We start from the raw sequence: 17,322 nt of genomic DNA, 5'->3' as shown, positions 1-17,322 counted from the left end.
TGCTCAGCTCTCGCTTGCGGCGTCGTCGGCAGCGGCCTCGGCAGGTGCCTCAGCGGCGGAAGCAGAGGTCTCGTCCTGCTGATCCTTTTTCGCGGGAGCCTTCTTCTTCTTGGGCGTGACGGCCGCGGCACCGGTGCCGCTCTCGGCCTCGGCCAGCGCCGCATTGAACAGGTCCAGCTTGGACGGCTTGGGCTCCTTGACCTTCAGGGTTCCCTCGGCGCCCGGCAGGCCCTTGAACTTCTGCCAGTCACCGGTGATCTTCAGCAGGGCCAGCACCGGCTCGGTGGGCTGCGCGCCCACACCCAGCCAGTACTGCGCGCGCTCCGAATCGATCTCGATCAGGCTGGGCTCTTCCTTGGGGTGGTAGCGCCCGATGACCTCGATGGAGCGGCCTTCGCGGCGGGTGCGCGCGTCGGCGACGGCGATGCGGTACTGGGGGTTGCGGATCTTGCCAAGCCGGGTGAGCTTGATCTTGACAGCCATGGTTAAGCACTTCTCCTTGAGTGTCACGCTGCAATTCAGCGATGCGGGCGGATTGCCCGATCCGGTTTTGCCTTACGTGTGTGACCGCCGCGCAGCGCATTGAACGAGTCGCGGGGCAGACAGCGCACAATTGTGCCAGAACGATGCCGACCAGCCCAAATCCAGCTCGAATGGCCAGTTATCGCACAACGTCCCGCCGGTTGCGTGTCACAACTGGCCACTCGGCGCCTGAGGCGCTCGGCGTGCGACGGCTAGACGACCTTGTCGAAACACTTGGTCTCGACGCGGCGGCTCATCCGCCAACCGTCTGCGGTCCGCACGAACTCGTCCTCGTACCAGAGTCCGCAGAACAACACCTGTTGCTCCAGCCCCGGCAGCACCATCGGGTTGAAGCAGATCGTGCGCGACGATGCCTTGTCGCCGTCGATCCGGACATCGAAGTTGCCGAGCATGTGGGCGTAGGCCGGGAAGTTCGGCAGCACCTCGGCCAACCAGGCCTTGACCTCCGGATAGCGACCGTCGATGCCCCCCATCGCCCGGTAGTCGATGTAGGCATCGGAGGTGAACACCGCATCGAGGTCATCGAATAGTCGACGGTCTATCGCCGTGGAGTAGTCGATCAACAACTGCTGGATCTCCAGACGGTCCGAAATCTCGGCCAGGCTCAACATGTCTCGATTCAACACCAGGTCAGGATTGAGGACCCTCCGACGGCGGCCAATACGTGCCTGGCGAGGCCTCCCCCGGCTCGGTGAAGTCGCCGCGGGACAACGGCACCCACTGCTCACTGGGAGCGGGCTGCTTCGAGGACGGGAAGTCACGCAGCGCACCGGTCGGGCTGGAATCCCAGGCCTCAAACGTCAACGGTGTCTGCAGCCAAGCGTTGAGCAACAGATAGGTAGCCTCCAACGAGTCCAGGTGGGTCCGTTCCCAGCCGTGGCTCCCGTCGACGCCGAACCCCAGCAGTGCCGCGCGGGTGCCCGCGCCGGCCTCGATGGCGGCTGCCGCGTCGGACCGGTAGTAGCGGAACACGTCCCGCGCGAACGGGATGCCCTGTCCCTCGGCCAGGCGGCAGAGCTTGCGGGTCAAGTGATAGTCGAACGGGCCGTGCAGGTCGGCCATCGGGATCGTCACGCCGTGTTCGATCGAGTGCTGTCCGGGGGCGCAGACCGCGTTGTCCACCGAAACCAACTCGGCGACATCGGGCGGAAGCCCGTGACTGGCACCGTGCCCCACTTCCTCGGTGATGGTCACCATGAGGGTGGCGCGGTGCGGCAGCACGATCTTCTGCTCCGAAATCGCCTTGGCCAGGGCCAGCGCGACCGCCACCCCGGCCTTCCCGTCGAGGTGCCGCGACACCACGAAGCCGTCCTGGGTGAGTTCTGGGCCGGCGATCAGCGCGACGAAGTCACCCACGTTCAGACCCAGCCGTTCCAGATCCGCACGCGTCGACACATTTCGGTCCACGCGCACCTCGACGTGATCCCAGTCGGTGGGCTGGGTGTCGATCTCGTCGCCGTAGGCGTGCCCGCTGGCCTTGAGCGGCATGATCGTGCCCGTGAAGAACTCGTCGGGGTCGTCGGAGAAGATCCGCACCCGCGCGCCCGCAGCGAACCGTGCGGAGAATGTGCCGACTGGGACCAATTCGAGGCGACCGTTGTCCTTCAGATTTCGGACCATGCAGCCGATGGTGTCGGCGTGCACCACCAGCGCTCGGTCAATCGTGGCCGACTCACCAGGCAGTTCGGCGGTCAACGCACCGCGCCGGGTCAACGTGAACGGCACGCCCAGATCGTTGAGAGTATCGCCGATCAACTGCATCACGGCGTCGGTGCGTCCCGACGGGCTCGGGGTCTGCAGCAACGCCAGCAGCGTGTCGACCATCCACTTACGTTCGGCCTCCGGCATGGCGGCGGTGTCGGCCACGTTTTCTCACCTCGAATTCGTCGGATCTTCCTCACACACCGATGCCCGCGGATTGTGCCACTAGGGTCAGTGGACATGGTCAGGCTCGTCGGCGCGATCTCGCTCTGTCTCGCAGTACTTCTCCCAACAGCTATACCAAGCTCCCCCGTCGCCGTCGCCGACAGCAGCGTGCAGCAGGTCGGCGCGACCCCCATCCCGGACGGCCCCGCCCCGGCCTGGATCGTCGCCGACATGGATACCGGCCAGATCCTGGCCGGCCGGGATCAGTACGTTCCGCACGCACCCGCCAGCACCATCAAGACCCTGCTGGCGCTGGTGGCCCTCGACGAAATTCCATTGGATGCAACCATCGTCGCCGACGAAGCCGATGCCAAGGTCGAGTGCACCTGCGTCGGGGTCAAAGCCGGACGCACCTACACGATGCGGCAACTGCTGGATGCGGCACTGCTGGTGTCCGGCAACGACGCCGCCAACACATTGGCGCACATGCTCGGCGGGACCGACGCCGCGGTGGCGAAGATGAACGCCAAGGCCGCCGCGCTCGGCGCGAACGCCACCCATGCCGGGTCGCCATCGGGTCTGAACGGTCCCGGCATCGACGGGGCGACCACCCCGCGGGACCTGGCCGTGATCTTCCGCGCCGCGCTGGCGAATCCGGTGTTCGCGGCGATCACGTCATCGCCATCGGCGTCCTTCCCCGGTGCCACGGGACCGGTCACGTTGGTCAACCAGGACGAGATGTTGGGCCGCTATCCAGGCATGCTCGGCGGTAAGACCGGTTTCACCGATGTGGCTCGCAAGACGTTCGTCGGCGCTGCACAGCGCGACGGCCGCCGGTTGGTGGTCGCCATGATGTACGGGTTGGTCAAGGAAGGTGGCCCGACCTACTGGGACCAGGCCGGCAGCCTGTTGGACTGGGGTTTCGCTCAGGACCACTCAGCCGGTATCGGCCAGCTGTAGCGGGCTGATCGACACTCCGGCGCCGCAACCATACGGAGACCTGATCGCGCGCTGAGCGAGTCCTGTGATCCGTAGCGTCAAGCTCCGTGCGACGACGTTTCGCGGCGACCGTGCTCGCCCTCGGCGCGGTGCTCGCGGTCACGCCCACCGCGCACGCGCAGCCGGGCGTCCAGCCGGCAGGCGCCCAGATTCCCGACGGACCCGCCAAGGCCTGGCTGGTCGCCGACATGGACACCGGCCAGGTGCTGGCCTCCAAGGACCCCAACGGCTCCTATGCCCCGGCCAGCACCATCAAGCCGCTGTTGGCGATGGTGGTGCTCGACCACCTTCGACCCGACAATTTCGCCCGGGCCAACGAGTCGCACACCAAGGTCGAATGCTCGTGCGTGGGCCTCAAGCCAGGTCAGCCGTACACCACCCGCCAACTGCTCGAAGCACTGCTGATGGTGTCGGGCAACGACGCGGCGAACATGCTCGCCGACATGCTCGGCGGCCGCCCCGCCACAGTGGCGGCGATGACGCGCAAGGCGGCCAGCGTCGGTGCCCGCAACACCCGGGCCGGCTCCCCGTCGGGCCTCGACGGCCCCGGCTGGGAAACCGTCACCACCCCGCACGATCTCGCGGTGATCCTGCGCGCAGCGTTGAGGTATCCGCTGATCGCACAGATCATGCACCAACCGACTGCGCAGTTCCCCGGCAAGACCCTGACCAACCAGAACGAACTGCTGGCGCGCTACCCCGGCGACATCGCGGGAAAGACCGGCTACACGGACCTGGCCCGCAAGACGTATGTCGGTGCCGCGCAACGGGGTAACCGCCGCCTGATCGTGGTGCAGATGTACGGCACCGGCGATCTGTACGGGCAGGCGATCGACTTGTTCGATTACGGTTTCTCGCACTGACCTTCGGCGGTAAAAGGTAGGGCCCCATCGGGACTCACATCTAACTAAGGTGACCCTAAATTCGTGTGGAGTGCCCGCGCGCGATGAGGGGAGCCGATGTGTCCGACCGTGAATTCTCGTTGGTGGTCGCCTATGGCACCGACATGGGCAACGCCGAAGACGCTGCCATGTCGTTCGCCGAGGCCGCCACCGCCGCCGGAATTCCTGCCGAGGCTGTCGAGCTCAACCAGGTCGAACTCGGCCAGCTCAGCACCGCAACGCATTTCATCGTGGTGACATCGACGTTCGGCGACGGCGAGTTCCCCGACACCGCCACGCTGTTCTGGGAGGCGATCAGTGCCTCGACCGAGCGCCTGGAGCACATGAGCTTCGCAATCCTGGCCCTCGGCGACACTTCGTATGAATTGTTTTGCAACGCAGGAAAACTCCTCGATGCCCGGCTGGAAGAGTTGGGCGCCACCCGGCTCGCCGACCGCGTGGACGTCGACGGGTACTACGAAGAGCCTGCCGCGGCCTGGACCACCGACCTGGTCAAACAACTCATCGCCGCCCAGTCCGGCCCCGTGGCTGCCGTCTCTGTCGTCGAAGCCGTCGCGGCCGATCCCCCGCTTCGCAGCCAGGAGCGCAACCACCCCTTCGCGGCTGCTCTGAGCGTCAATCGACTGCTCACCGCGGCAGAATCCGACAAGGAGGTCCGCCACTACGAGCTGGACCTCACCGGTTCCGGGATCGCCTATCAGGCTGGCGATTCGCTGGCTGTGCACCCGGTCAACGATCCCGATCTGGTGGCTATGATCCTGGCCGAACTGCAGGTCGGCCCCGAGCATCGCGTCGGCGACACGGAGGAGACTCTGGGCGTCCTGCTGACCGAACACCTGGAGATCCGGACCCCCTCGCGAGCGCTGCAGGAGCTGGCGGGTCCCGCCGCCTACGGTGAGGATGTCCTCGATCTGATCAGACGCGCCGACCTCACCGTCGACGAGGTGGTAGATACGTTGCGTCCGCTACAGTTCCGCGACTACTCGATCGCCTCGAGTCCGCTGACGCACCCCGATCACGTGCACCTGACCGTGGCCACCGTGCGCTACCCCGGCGCCGACCGCCACCACGGCGGCGTCGCCTCGACCTACCTGGCCGAGCGCACCGGGACGGTGCGGGTTCACCTGCGCCCCAACCATCATTTCCGGCTACCTGCAGCCGATGTGCCGATCATCATGATCGGGCCGGGCACCGGCATCGCCCCGTTCCGGGCGTTCCTGCAGGAGCGGCAGGCCGCCGCCGCGCCCGGTCGGTCCTGGCTGTTCTTCGGAGACCGTCGCCGGTCCACCGACTTCCTCTACGGCGAGGAGTTGACCGGATTCGTCGAGTCCGGCACGCTGACCCGGCTCGATCTGGCCTTCTCCCGCGACCAGGACACGAAAGTGTATGTGCAGCACCATATGCGGGAGCACTCAGCCGAGTTGTTCGCGTGGCTGCAGGACGGTGCGCACCTCTACGTGTGCGGTGACGCCGACCAGATGGCCAAGGATGTCGATGCCGCCCTGCACGAGATCGTCGCCGAGAACGGCTCGATGGATGCCGCAGCCGCGCACGCCTACGTCAACGACCTGATCAAGACCCACCGCTACCTGCGCGACGTGTACTGATATCACCCGCGAGGGGTCAGAACACGCGCCCGCGCAGGATCACCAGATCCGGGTGGCTGACCCCGCCGTGACGCGGGTCCTCGGCGTAACAGACCAAATCAGCGGATGCGCCGTGCTCCAACGCCGGCCGACCCAGCCAGGCCCGGGCATCCCAACTGGCCGCCCCCAGTGCGGCGGTGGGGCTCATCCCGATGCCCTTGAGCGCCTCGATCTCGTCGGCAATGCGGCCGTGCGCGATCATGCCGCCGGCGTCGGTGCCCGCGAAGATCGGCACCCCGGCCTCGTAGGCCGCACCGACCCGGGAGCGACAGGACCCGTACAGGTCACGCATGTGCTTGGCATACTGCGGATACTTGCCCGCCGCGTCGGCGATGCCGGGGAAATTGTCGATGTTGATCAGTGTCGGCACCAGCGCCGTGCCGTGTTGGAGCATCAATTCGATTGTGTCATCGGTAATCCCGGTGCCGTGCTCGATGCAGTCGATTCCGGCCTTGATGAGTCCGGGCAGCGCATCCTCACCGAAGACGTGCGCGGTGACCCGCGCCCCCTCGGCGTGGGCGGCGTCGATCGCGGCTTTGAGGATGTCGTCGGACCACAGCGGAGCCAGGTCCCCGACCCCGCGGTCGATCCAGTCGCCGACCAGCTTCACCCAGCCGTCACCCCACCGGGCCTGCTCGGCCACGGCGGCGGGTAGTTGCGACTCGTCCTCGATGTCGATCGGCAACCCGGGTGAATAACGCTTGGGTCGGGCCAGATGGCGGCCGGCTCGGATGATGCGCGGCAGGTCGTCACGGTCGTCGAAGCTTCGGGTGTCCACCGGGGAACCGGCGTCCCGCAACAACAGTGCGCCCGCGTCCCGTTCGGTTTCGGCCTGGGTGACCGCCTCGTCCAGCTCGACGGCGCCATGAGGGCCGAGGCCGACGTGGCAGTGCGCGTCGACCAGGCCCGGAATGATCCAGCCACCGTCAAAGACAGTGTCGGCGTTCGCGATCGGCTCGGCCGACAGCACGCCCTGGTGGATCCACCACTGCACTTCTTCGCCGCCGGGAAGCCCGCGACCACGAATGTGCAGGGCCATCGGTTACTTCTGGCCCGGGAACTTCAGCTTCGACAGGTCGAAATCGGCCAGGCCGGGCGGCAATTCGTCCAGGCCCTTGGGCATGTTGGACAGGTCCGGGAAGCCCGCGGGCATCGCGGCACCGAACGGGTTCTTCGGCGGGGTCGGACCCCGACCCTTCTTCTTACCGGCCTGCTTGTTCTTGCCCTTGGCGGCCTTGCGCGGGGAGTTCTTGCGCCCGAACGGCATTCCCATCTGGCCGGCCATCGACGACATCATCTTGCGGGCGTCGAAGAACCGGTCCACGAGCGAGTTGACCTCGGACACCTCGACCCCGGAGCCTTTGGCGATACGCAACCGGCGCGAGGCGTTGATGATCTTCGGATCGGCCCGCTCGGCCGGTGTCATGCCACGGATGATGGCCTGCACCCGGTCCAGCTGCTTGTCATCGACCGCGGCAAGCGCGTCCTTCATCTGGCCGGCCCCGGGCAGCATGCCCAGCAGGTTGCCGATCGGGCCCATCTTGCGGATCGCCAGCATCTGCTCGAGGAAGTCCTCCAGCGTCAGCTCGCCGGAGCCGATCTTGGCGGCGGCCTCCTCGGCCTTCTGCTGGTCGAAGACCTGCTCGGCCTGCTCGATGAGGGTGAGCACGTCGCCCATGCCCAGGATGCGGCTGGCCATCCGGTCGGGGTGGAAGACGTCGAAGTCTTCGAGCTTCTCCCCCGCGGAGGCGAACAGGATCGGCACGCCGGTGATCTCGCGCACCGACAGCGCGGCACCACCGCGGGCGTCGCCGTCGAGCTTGGTCAGCACGACACCGGTGAAGCCGACGCCCTCGCGGAAGGCCTCGGCGGTGGCGACGGCATCCTGACCGATCATCGCGTCGAGCACGAACAGCGTCTCGTCGGGCTTGACGGCGTCGCGGATGGCCGCAGCCTGACCCATCAGCTCGTCGTCGATGCCCAGGCGGCCGGCGGTGTCGACGATGACGACGTCGTAGTGCTTGGCCCGCGCCTCGGCCATACCGGCAGAGGCGACCGCGACCGGGTCGCCGTGGCCACCGATCTCCAGGCCATCGGGCGAGGTGCCCGGGTGCGGGGCGAAGGACGCCACACCGGCGCGCTCGGCCACGATTTGAAGCTGGTTGACCGCGCCGGGCCGCTGCAGGTCACACGCCACGAGCAGCGGGGTGTGGCCCAGACCCTTGAGCCATTTCGCCAGCTTGCCGGCCAGCGTGGTCTTACCGGCACCTTGCAGACCGGCGAGCATGATCACCGTCGGCGGGTTCTTCGCGAACGCCAGCTGACGGGTCTCGCCGCCGAGGATGCCGATCAGCTCCTCGTTGACGATCTTGACCACCTGCTGCGCGGGATTCAGCGCGGCGGAGACCTCGGCGCCCTTGGCGCGATCCTTGATGCGCGCCACGAACGCACGCACCACAGGCAGCGAGACGTCGGCCTCCAGAAGGGCCAACCGGATCTCGCGCGCCGTGGCGTCGATATCGGCGTCGGTCAACCGCCCCTTGCCGCGTAGGCCCTGCAGGGCTCCGGTCAACCGGTCAGACAGGCTCTCAAACACGTGGTAAGCCTAGCGGCCCGGGATTTGTGCTGTGGTTGGCCGCCGCGAGGCGGAAGCTATCGCGTCCAGCGCCCAGCAGATCAGGCAGGACAGCACGAAGGCACCCACCTCAACAGCCCAGGCGTTGATCCAACTGGAAGAAGCCTTGAAGACGTCGACGGCCTCTGTCTCGTGAATCCATCGCACGACCATTGCGGCCACCACTGCCCCCACCAGCCCGACCGACCAGATCTTGTTCCGCCGGCGCGCGACGCCCCAGGCGGCGACGTAACCCACAAGGATCAACACATGGGCTGCCTGATAGAACCAGCCCGGCAGGACGAACGAAGGCCGTGCCGACAGGTCCAACTCACCGCCACGGAGAAGTTGGTGGGCTATGCCGGACTGCACCGTGTCGAACAGAGCGACGACGCCGGCGATCGCCACTGCGGGGAGCCGGCGACCCGGCCGAGCCCAACACGCGACGACGACCACGAAATACACCGCGAGCAAGACGCCCGGTAACCACATCGTCATGCCCAATGGCCACTCGTGCATCCACGCTCTCCGGAATGGCCGCGAACCCACGTAGAAGAACGCGATCGTCGGCAGTATCAGCAGGGCGCTGATGAGGACCTGCCCGAACGGAAGGATTCGCTCGGTCGCCGGTGGCGGAGTCGGGATCTGCGCGGGCGCGCCGTACCCGTACTGAGGCGGCGCACCGAACCCGTATTGAGGTGGCGCACCGAACCCGTTCTGATATCCCCCGAAATTCGTCACGCCGGCAATCATCACCTATCGGCGGGGATCAGCTCGCATGCTCGGCCGGTTTCGGTTTGGCCGGTGGCGGCGCGGGCAGGATCGCGAGCAAGTCGCGCTCCAGCTCGGCGCGTACCGTGGCCCGTTGCGTTTCGTCGCCGGCCAGTGCCGGTGCGGTGATGCAGAAGACGTCGACGACGGATGAGCCCAGTGTGGTTACCTTGGCCCACGCAACGTCCAAGCCGTCGCGCTCGAACACCGCCGTCAGCCGAGCCAACAGGCCGGCCCGGTCGATCGTGCGGATCTGGACGATCAGGTCTTCGGCGGCCGTGCCGGGCGACCACAGGATGCGCGGCGGGGCGGGCACGTGGTTGGCCGGCACCGACGCCAGGATCTCGCCGGCGCGGGTGGTCGGATGCTGGGCCGCCTCCTGGTCGCGGCGTTCCAGTGCGCCCATCACATCCAGCTCGCCGTCGAGCGCCAGAATGAACTGCTGGCGCAGCAGTTGAGCAGGTGGTGGCGAACCGAAGTGCGGAGACACCGCGAAGGTGTTGATCGCCGAACCCTCATGGCTGTTGACCGACGCCGAGTGCACCCGCAGGGAGTTCAGCGCCAGCACGGCGGCCGCCTTGGACAGCAGGCCACGCCGGTCCGCGCCGATCATCGTCACGTTGTAGATGTGTGGGCTGTCGCCCGGGGTGAGCTCGACGTGGACGCCGGCGTCAGCGGCCAACGCCACGAACCGCGAGTCGATCGGATCGGGTTCGGGCAACGGTTCACCCGCCATCACCAGCCGGCACCGTCGCACCAGGTCGCCGATCAGCGATGCCTTCCAGTCGCCCCATACCCCGGGACCGGTGGCCAGTGAGTCGGCTTCGGCCAGGACATGGAGCAGCTCCAGCAGCACCATGTCCCCACCGAGCGCCTCGGCCACCGCGTCAATGGTCTTGGGGTCCTGAAGGTCTCGCCGCGTCGCAGTCTCCGGCAACAGCAGGTGGTACCGGACGATCTTCGACAGCACATCGATGTCAGACGGCCACAGACCCAGCCGGGTTCCGATCTGGGTGGCCAACTCGGCACCGATCACGCTGTGGTCGCCGCCCCGCCCCTTGCCGATGTCGTGGCACAGTGCCCCCAGCAGCAGTAGATCGGGACGGGACACCCGGGTGGTGAAAGCACTTGCCCGCGAGACAGTCTCGACCAGATGACGGTCAACTGTCCAGGTGTGCACGACATCCCGCGGGGGCAGATCCCGCACTGCGCCCCACTCCGGGAACAACCGGCCCCACAGGCCGGTGCGGTCCAGGGCTTCGATGGTGGCGACCGCCGCGGGGCCCGACGCGAGCAACACCAGGAGGTCCTTGAGCGCCTGACGCGGCCACGGCGTACGCAGTTCGGGCGCCGTCTCAGCCAGCCTGCTCAGTGTGGACACCGCCATCGGCAGCCCAGTGGCGGCCGACGCCGCGGCGACCCGCAGGATCAGACCCGGATCGCGTTCCGGCCGGGCGTCGCGGGCCAGGATCACCTCACCGGCGAACTCGATCACGCCCTCGTCGAGCGGGCGACGCACCGGGCGGCGAAGCGCGGCGAAACCGCGCCGGGGTAAGGCGTTGGCGGCGGTGCGGATACCCGAGTCGACGTAGTAGCTCACGGTCCGGGCCGCATCCGACAGGGTGCGGGCGAGGTCGAACCGATCTCCGATCCGCAGCGCCGCGCCGATCTCATCGGCATGCTGGGCCAACAGCAGTTCCCGGCCACGGCCCGAGGCGCGGTGCAGTTCGGTGCGCACATTCAGCAACGACAGGTGGGCACCGCCGAGTGTTCCGGTCGGTGACGCCAGCGCCTGACTCGGATAGACATCGGCCAGTTGCGCTATGGCCAGCGCGTTGAGCAGTTGTACGTCCCGCAGGCCGCCGCGACCCGATTTCAGGTCAGGTTCGGCGCGGTGCGCGATCTGGCCGCTGCGCTGCCAGCGCGCCTGCGCGTGCTCGACGAGTTCGTCGAACCGCGAGCCGATTCCGATCCGCCACTGCCGGCGCGCCCCGCCGACCAGTAGCGCCGACAGATCGGCGTCGCCGGCCATGTGACGGGCGTCCAGCATCGCCAGACCTACCGCGATGTCTTCACCCGCCACCTTGAGGGCCTCGGGGACCGTGCGCACACTGTGGTCGATCCGGATGTTGGCGTCCCACAGCGGATACCAGAGTTTCTCGGCCACTTCCGAGACGAGCTCGACAGGCATGTTGTCATGCAGCAGCATGAGATCGAGATCGGAGTACGGCAACATCTCGCCGCGGCCCAGACCACCGGTGGCCACGATGGCGAATCCACTGGTGGCCGTGATCCCGATCTCGGCAGCCTTTGTGGTGAGCCAGAATTCGTGCAGATCGAGTAACGCATCCCGCAGGGCGGCCGCATCCAGTTGACGGGATCCTCCGGTCAGCAGCTGCTGGCTGGCCGCCGCGAGATCGGTGGCCGGCCGCGGCGAGCCGACCGGACCCTCCTGTCCGGAGGTTCCGGCCGGCCCGTGGATGGAATCTGGCTGCTGCTCTGTCATTTGGACTCCTCCCCCGGTCGACTACCTGCCACCGCACTTCCTGACCGGGAGATCGGTCGTCTACCTCTACGACCGGCCGCGGCTACAGGGCGTCGGCGCCCCGCTCCCCGGTACGGACGCGGACAACAGTGTCGACCGGGCTGACCCAGACCTTCCCATCGCCGATCTTGCCGGTACGGGCGGCCTGCACGATGACGTCCACGACCTTGTCGACCGCGGAATCGTCGACGACAACCTCCACCCGGACCTTCGGTACGAAGTCGACCGAGTACTCGGCACCGCGGTAAACCTCGGTGTGGCCCTTCTGCCGGCCGTAGCCCTGTACCTCGCTGACCGTCATCCCCAGGATGCCCGTCTGCTCCAGGCCGGTCTTGACATCCTCCAGCGTGAACGGCTTGACGATCGCAGTGATCAGCTTCATATTCCCTTATTCCTCCCCGCCGTGACGACCAAGAACAGAACCGGTTCCGACAGCGACGAAGTCGTAAGCACTCTCAGCGTGCTCGGACTCGTCGATACCGGAAGCCTCCTCTTCTTTGTCCAGGCGCAGGCCCACGGTGTATTTGACAATCAACGCCAAGATAGCGGTACCCACCGCCGAATAGAGCAGAACAGCACCGGCCCCGACCGCCTGTCGCCACAGTTGATCGAACCCGCCACCGTAGAACAGACCGGCCACACCGGCAGGTGCTTCCTTGGTGGCCACCAGGCCGACCAGCAACGTACCGACGATACCGCCGACCAGGTGGACACCCACGACGTCGAGAGAATCGTCGAAACCGAACCTGAACTTCAAGCCCACCGCCAGGGCACACAGTGCGCCTGCGGCAACACCGATCACGAGCGCGCCCACGACGTTCACCGACGAGCACGACGGGGTGATGGCGACCAGCCCGGCGACGATGCCCGATGCGGCGCCCAGCGACGTCGCGTGCCCGTCACGGATCCGCTCGGTGAGCAGCCAGGCCAGCATGGCCGCGGCAGTTGCCACCGTGGTGGTGACGAAGGTCGAACCGGCAACTCCGTTGGCCGACACCGCAGAACCGGCGTTGAAGCCGTACCAGCCGAACCACAGCAAGCCGGCGCCGAGCATCACGAAAGGAAGGTTGTGCGGGCGCATCGGCGTACCCGGCCAACCGAGCCGCTTGCCGAGGATGATGGCCAGGACCAGGCCCGCGGTACCGGCGTTGATGTGCACCGCGGTGCCACCGGCGAAGTCAATTGCCTTGAGCTGGTTGGCGATCCATCCCCCATGGTGGATCACGGTCTCACCGTCGGAGCCCTTGACGTCGAAGTCGAAGACCCAGTGCGCCACCGGGAAGTACACGACGGTCGCCCACAGCGCGGCGAACAGCAGCCAGCCGCCGAACTTGATGCGGTCGGCGACGGCACCGGAGATCAGGGCGACGGTGATGATCGCGAACATCAGCTGGAAACCCACGAACACGGTGGCCGGGATCGTGCCGACCAGCGCGATGGGCGCATCGGCCGAACCGTTCGTTCCGATCAGACCCTTGAGGCCGAAGAATTGCCCGGGGTCGCCGATGACGCCTGCGGTGTTGTCACCGAACGCGACCGAGTAGCCGTACAGCGCCCACAGCACTGTCACGACACCCATCGCGCTGACGCTCATCATGATCATGTTGAGCACGCCCTTGGCCCGCACCATGCCGCCATAGAAGAAGGCCAGCCCCGGCGTCATCAACAGCACAAGCGCAGCGGCGGCCAGCATCCATGCTGTGTCACCGGTGTCCGGCGCACCCAGTATCGGGAATTGCTCCACTCGCAGTTTCCTCCTTCACCACGCCACGGCCGCAAGGATTTACGGGCCGTTGACCTGGTCAAGACAATGCTGAGTGGATGTTTCGGCTACGACGCCACTGCGTTTCGCTCGTGTGAACGGATAGCCGGGCTGCGTTTCGCCGGTGTTACACCGTGGGTTTTCCTGGGTTTTCGGGGGTCAGCCCAGCAGCGCGTCGACGAACGCCGCGGGCTCGAACGGCGCGAGGTCGTCTGGCCCCTCGCCGAGTCCGACGAGTTTGACCGGGACGCCGAGTTCCTGCTGGACACGGAAGACGATGCCACCCTTGGCGGTGCCGTCGAGCTTGGTCAGCACCACGCCGGTGATGTCGACGACCTCGGCGAACACCTTGGCCTGCGGCAGGCTGTTCTGTCCGATGGTCGCGTCGAGCACCAACAGCACCTCGTCCACAGCGGCACGCTTCTCCACCACCCGCTTGACCTTGCCGAGCTCGTCCATCAGGCCGGTCTTGGTGTGCAGGCGGCCTGCGGTGTCGACAACGACGACGTCGGCGCCGGCCTTCACACCCTCGTCGACGGCGTCGAACGCCACCGATGCCGGATCGGCGCCTTCGGGCCCGCGCACCACCTCCGCGCCGACGCGGGCGGCCCAGGTCTGCAGCTGATCGGCGGCCGCAGCGCGGAACGTGTCGGCCGCGCCCAGCACGACACGACGGCCGTCGGCGACCAGAACCCGCGCCAGTTTGCCCACGGTGGTGGTCTTGCCGGTGCCGTTCACACCGACCACCAACAGCACCGACGGCTTGTCGGCATGCGGCAGAGCCTTGATCGACCGGTCCAGCTCGGGCCGCAGCTCCGACATCAGCACCTCACGCAGCACCGCGCGGGCGTCGGCTTCGCTGCGCACGTTCTTACTTGCCATCCGCTCGCGCAATGCCGCGACCACGGATTCGGTCACCACCGGGCCGAGGTCGGCGATCAGCAGGGTGTCCTCGACTGCCTCCCACGAGTCCTCGTCGAGATCGCCGCCGCCGAGCAACCCGAGCATGCTGCGGCCCAGCGCGTTCTGGGACTTGGCGAGGCGGCCGCGCAGCCGATCCATGCGCCCTTCGGCCGGGGCGATGTCCTCCACGGCGGCGGCGACGGCGTCGTCGGGAGCCGTTTCCGGAGCGGCCGGCTCAGCGGGGATGACCGGGGCGCCGACAGAGTCGGCCGGCTCAGCGGGCGCAGGCGGCACTTCAGGCGCTGCCGTCTCGACCGGCGGCTCCGGCAGCTGCACATCGGAGATGGTGCGTTTGGGTGCATCCCGCGGGATGGTGGCGTCATCGCCGACGGCCGGGAGTCCGCTGGTGTCGATGCGGTCGAGCGTCGGCGTACCCGACTTGCTGAACGTGATACCGGAGGACGCCGTATAGCCGCCGGAGCGGTCGATCGGTTTCGAGGCGTCTCGTTCGGACAGGCTGATCCGCCGCCGTCGGTACCGCACCAACCCCACGGTGACGGCAACGACGACCAGAACAGCGACGACCGCAATGGCGATCCACAGACCCAACAACGCACCTTCTGTCACGCCGCCATTGTCTCAGGGCGGCCGCGCGCGAAGGATCGGCCCCGTTCCGCCGCCCCGCACCGGCGCATGCCGCACCTGAGAACCCGCCAGAACATCGAAGTGCGGGATTGCCGAAAATGGTGGTACACGCACGTACCGAGGCGGTATATTCCGTTCACCCACACGAGCGGAAGAACATGGTCGAGCGAGCCGCAGAATTCATCTGCGGCTTAGCTGTCGTGATGGATGAGATCACCACGATAATGCGCTTACCTGTTGTTTTTCATTAATCATTCCAGTTATTTGAATTCGCTGACAGCCGGGCTCGATGTGGTTCACGATCCACGTGGGTCGGGAATGGCTTCGGCGTCGGTGAGCATGTGGTCCTTCCCTTGGAATTTGTCGAGAGGGAGGACGGGAATGCACATTCGTGTGCTTCGGGGGGTAGCACTGACGCTGGTCGCTCTGATCGGCACCGTCGGGCTGGTCGTGACAGCGACCATGTCCACGCTGGTTCAGCTGGCTGCCACAGCGCTCATCATGGGCGGAACCGGGATGAAGGCGCTGGGCGATCCGCATCAATGGGGTACCGGCACGTACGTGGACCAGGTCAACAGCACGTACCTGTCCGGCTACCACCTCGATGAGGACGACTTGAAATGGGTGTCGACACCGGAGCAGTTCTGGCCCGCGACCAGCCTGACCGACGTCAGCTTCGACACCTCGGTGGCCCGCGGCGTCCTGAGCCTCAACAACGCTGTGCAATCCACACCGGGCGAGAAAATTATTGTCGGTTACTCGCAGAGCGCCAACATCGCCACCCGGGAGAAGCGCAATCTGGCCGAGCTCCGGGCGCAGGGCGCGGCGGTGCCCACGCCTGACGAGTTGTCTTTCGTATTCGTGGCCAATCCCAACCGGCCCAACGGCGGAATCCTCGCCAGGTTCGACGGCCTCTACATACCGATCCTCGGCGTCAGCTTCGACGGCACCACCCCGGACGACGAATACCGGACGATCGACGTGGCCCGCCAGTACGACCTGATCGCCGACTTCCCCAAGTATCCACTCAATCTGCTGGCCGATCTCAATGCCCTGATGGGCTACGTCTACCTACATCCGAACTACGGGTCATCGGTGGTCAACCTGAACGACCCGAGTACATATCAGTCCTACACCTCCGGCAACACCACCTACTACCTGGTGCATACCGAGCACCTTCCGCTGCTGCAACCGTTGCGCGGCATAGGAATTCTGACGCCGGTGCTCGACCTGGTCGAGCCGACCCTGCGTGTGCTGATCGAACTCGGCTATGACCGCACGCCGGAGAACATGGGGGTGCCGACCCGGGCCGGGCTGATCCCCCACATCGACCTCGGCAAGCTGGCTTCGGATCTAAGGGCAGCAGCCAGGGAGGGCGTGCGCAATGCGCTCGCCGACCTGGGCATCGACACCGGCGACGCCGTTGACAGCAACACAGAAAGCGTTGGCGCACTGTCCAAGTCGGACACCGCAAGAGCAGGGATCAAACTGCCCGCGACCATCGGTGCACCGGACCGCACGCGGGTGCGCCCGATCGGCACCGACTCCGCGGGTAGTGCCGGAACCCTCCCCCGCGATCCCGACGCCGCGCCGACCGAGCCCAAGGCGCAGAAGACCGATGAGGAGGCCGGCACCGAAACCGGAACTGACACCGAGACTCGTTCCGACACAGCACTTCAGCAGAAACAGCAACAGAGGCAGGCGAATCCGGGAGCTGAACGCATCCGGCAGTCGCTACGACAGGCATTCTCACCCAAGAGGCCGTCCGACGATGCGACCGACACCGACGCTGCGCCACAAGACAACCCACGCCCACAGCGCTCGCCGCAACGTCACGTCGGCCAAACCAAGTCAGCCCAGTCGAAATCCGGCTCCACAGACACGAAAACCAGCGACACCAAACAGAAGCCGCGCGGCAACCACCGTTCCGGACACTCCGACGCAGCGTAGGTGCGCACCGTTCGAGCGTGCGGGTCAGGCCCGGATCCACGGGGGAACCCGAGCCTGAGCCGCACGCTCGGCACAGTTTCTTCGGCAGTGCCCCGACATTCGAGTAGTCCACTACGCATGCGTTGCCCGTGATCATGGCGTGATCATTTCCGTACGTCAGCCGACAAGCCCTCGGC

General features: G+C 66.6%; 14 protein-coding genes. 4 read left to right on the top strand and 10 right to left on the bottom strand.

The window, feature by feature from the left end:
- Positions 1-3: 3 nt before the first annotated feature.
- The 3 genes from rpsP to AC4LGL_RS10460 all read right to left on the bottom strand — a co-directional run bounded on the left by rpsP (position 4) and on the right by AC4LGL_RS10460 (position 2,409).
- Positions 4-483 (bottom strand): 30S ribosomal protein S16, encoded by a 480-nt coding sequence (gene rpsP / locus AC4LGL_RS10470; RefSeq protein WP_491838640.1) that lies wholly within the window; start codon positions 481-483, stop codon positions 4-6.
- 251 nt (positions 484-734) lie between these two features.
- Positions 735-1,154, bottom strand: coding sequence for a nuclear transport factor 2 family protein (locus AC4LGL_RS10465; RefSeq protein WP_055112870.1), 420 nt, complete (start codon positions 1,152-1,154; stop codon positions 735-737).
- 19 nt (positions 1,155-1,173) lie between these two features.
- Positions 1,174-2,409, bottom strand: a complete 1,236-nt coding sequence (locus tag AC4LGL_RS10460; protein WP_491838639.1) for an osmoprotectant NAGGN system M42 family peptidase — start codon at positions 2,407-2,409, stop codon at positions 1,174-1,176.
- Between the two features lie 75 nt (positions 2,410-2,484).
- On the opposite strand from AC4LGL_RS10460, the gene AC4LGL_RS10455 reads away from it, so the two are divergent.
- The 3 genes from AC4LGL_RS10455 (at position 2,485) to AC4LGL_RS10445 (ending at position 5,917) form a co-directional block, all read left to right on the top strand.
- Positions 2,485-3,369 (top strand): D-alanyl-D-alanine carboxypeptidase family protein, encoded by an 885-nt coding sequence (locus AC4LGL_RS10455; protein WP_491838638.1) that lies wholly within the window; start codon positions 2,485-2,487, stop codon positions 3,367-3,369.
- An 86-nt stretch (positions 3,370-3,455) separates the two neighbouring features.
- Positions 3,456-4,271 (top strand): D-alanyl-D-alanine carboxypeptidase, encoded by an 816-nt coding sequence (locus tag AC4LGL_RS10450; protein WP_491838637.1) that lies wholly within the window; start codon positions 3,456-3,458, stop codon positions 4,269-4,271.
- 83 nt (positions 4,272-4,354) lie between these two features.
- The gene (locus tag AC4LGL_RS10445; RefSeq protein ID WP_491838636.1) at positions 4,355-5,917 is read left to right on the top strand and encodes a diflavin oxidoreductase; all 1,563 of its coding nucleotides are present in this window, start codon (positions 4,355-4,357) and stop codon (positions 5,915-5,917) included.
- Between the two features lie 16 nt (positions 5,918-5,933).
- On the opposite strand, the gene AC4LGL_RS10440 is transcribed toward AC4LGL_RS10445, so the two are convergent.
- The 7 genes from AC4LGL_RS10440 to ftsY all read right to left on the bottom strand — a co-directional run bounded on the left by AC4LGL_RS10440 (position 5,934) and on the right by ftsY (position 15,178).
- Entirely contained in the window at positions 5,934-6,995 is a 1,062-nt protein-coding gene (locus AC4LGL_RS10440) for a metal-dependent hydrolase family protein (protein ID WP_491838635.1), read from the bottom strand.
- Between the two features lie 3 nt (positions 6,996-6,998).
- On the bottom strand, positions 6,999-8,552 hold the full coding sequence (gene ffh / locus AC4LGL_RS10435) for a signal recognition particle protein (protein ID WP_491838634.1): 1,554 nt from the start codon (positions 8,550-8,552) through the stop codon (positions 6,999-7,001).
- A gap of 9 nt (positions 8,553-8,561) precedes the next feature.
- Positions 8,562-9,311 (bottom strand): hypothetical protein, encoded by a 750-nt coding sequence (locus AC4LGL_RS10430; protein WP_491838633.1) that lies wholly within the window; start codon positions 9,309-9,311, stop codon positions 8,562-8,564.
- A 28-nt stretch (positions 9,312-9,339) separates the two neighbouring features.
- Positions 9,340-11,847 (bottom strand): [protein-PII] uridylyltransferase, encoded by a 2,508-nt coding sequence (locus AC4LGL_RS10425; RefSeq protein WP_491838632.1) that lies wholly within the window; start codon positions 11,845-11,847, stop codon positions 9,340-9,342.
- An 82-nt stretch (positions 11,848-11,929) separates the two neighbouring features.
- Positions 11,930-12,268 (bottom strand): P-II family nitrogen regulator, encoded by a 339-nt coding sequence (locus AC4LGL_RS10420; RefSeq protein WP_003881099.1) that lies wholly within the window; start codon positions 12,266-12,268, stop codon positions 11,930-11,932.
- Positions 12,269-12,274: 6 nt separating this feature from the next.
- The gene (locus AC4LGL_RS10415) at positions 12,275-13,579 is read right to left on the bottom strand and encodes an ammonium transporter (protein ID WP_491839323.1); all 1,305 of its coding nucleotides are present in this window, start codon (positions 13,577-13,579) and stop codon (positions 12,275-12,277) included.
- A gap of 228 nt (positions 13,580-13,807) precedes the next feature.
- Entirely contained in the window at positions 13,808-15,178 is a 1,371-nt protein-coding gene (ftsY, locus tag AC4LGL_RS10410; protein ID WP_491838631.1) for a signal recognition particle-docking protein FtsY, read from the bottom strand.
- A gap of 399 nt (positions 15,179-15,577) precedes the next feature.
- On the opposite strand from ftsY, the gene AC4LGL_RS10405 reads away from it, so the two are divergent.
- Complete coding sequence (locus AC4LGL_RS10405) at positions 15,578-17,146, top strand: PE-PPE domain-containing protein (RefSeq protein WP_491838630.1); 1,569 nt, start codon at positions 15,578-15,580, stop codon at positions 17,144-17,146.
- Positions 17,147-17,322 lie beyond the last annotated feature (176 nt).

This window comes from Mycolicibacterium arcueilense, assembly GCF_058536225.1.
This window is presented reverse-complemented; position numbering and strand designations above follow the sequence as displayed.

Excerpts from the sequence above, each read along its gene's own strand:
- rpsP (WP_491838640.1), bottom strand. The coding sequence starts at position 483 with ATGGCTGTCAAGATCAAGCTCACCCGGCTTGGCAAGATCCGCAACCCC.
- AC4LGL_RS10465 (WP_055112870.1), bottom strand. The coding sequence starts at position 1,154 with ATGTTGAGCCTGGCCGAGATTTCGGACCGTCTGGAGATCCAGCAGTTG.
- AC4LGL_RS10455 (WP_491838638.1), top strand. The coding sequence starts at position 2,485 with ATGGTCAGGCTCGTCGGCGCGATCTCGCTCTGTCTCGCAGTACTTCTC.
- AC4LGL_RS10445 (WP_491838636.1), top strand. The coding sequence starts at position 4,355 with ATGAGGGGAGCCGATGTGTCCGACCGTGAATTCTCGTTGGTGGTCGCC.
- AC4LGL_RS10440 (WP_491838635.1), bottom strand. The coding sequence starts at position 6,995 with ATGGCCCTGCACATTCGTGGTCGCGGGCTTCCCGGCGGCGAAGAAGTG.
- AC4LGL_RS10425 (WP_491838632.1), bottom strand. The coding sequence starts at position 11,847 with ATGACAGAGCAGCAGCCAGATTCCATCCACGGGCCGGCCGGAACCTCC.
- AC4LGL_RS10420 (WP_003881099.1), bottom strand. The coding sequence starts at position 12,268 with ATGAAGCTGATCACTGCGATCGTCAAGCCGTTCACGCTGGAGGATGTC.
- AC4LGL_RS10415 (WP_491839323.1), bottom strand. The coding sequence starts at position 13,579 with ATGCTGGCCGCCGCTGCGCTTGTGCTGTTGATGACGCCGGGGCTGGCC.
- AC4LGL_RS10405 (WP_491838630.1), top strand. The coding sequence starts at position 15,578 with ATGCACATTCGTGTGCTTCGGGGGGTAGCACTGACGCTGGTCGCTCTG.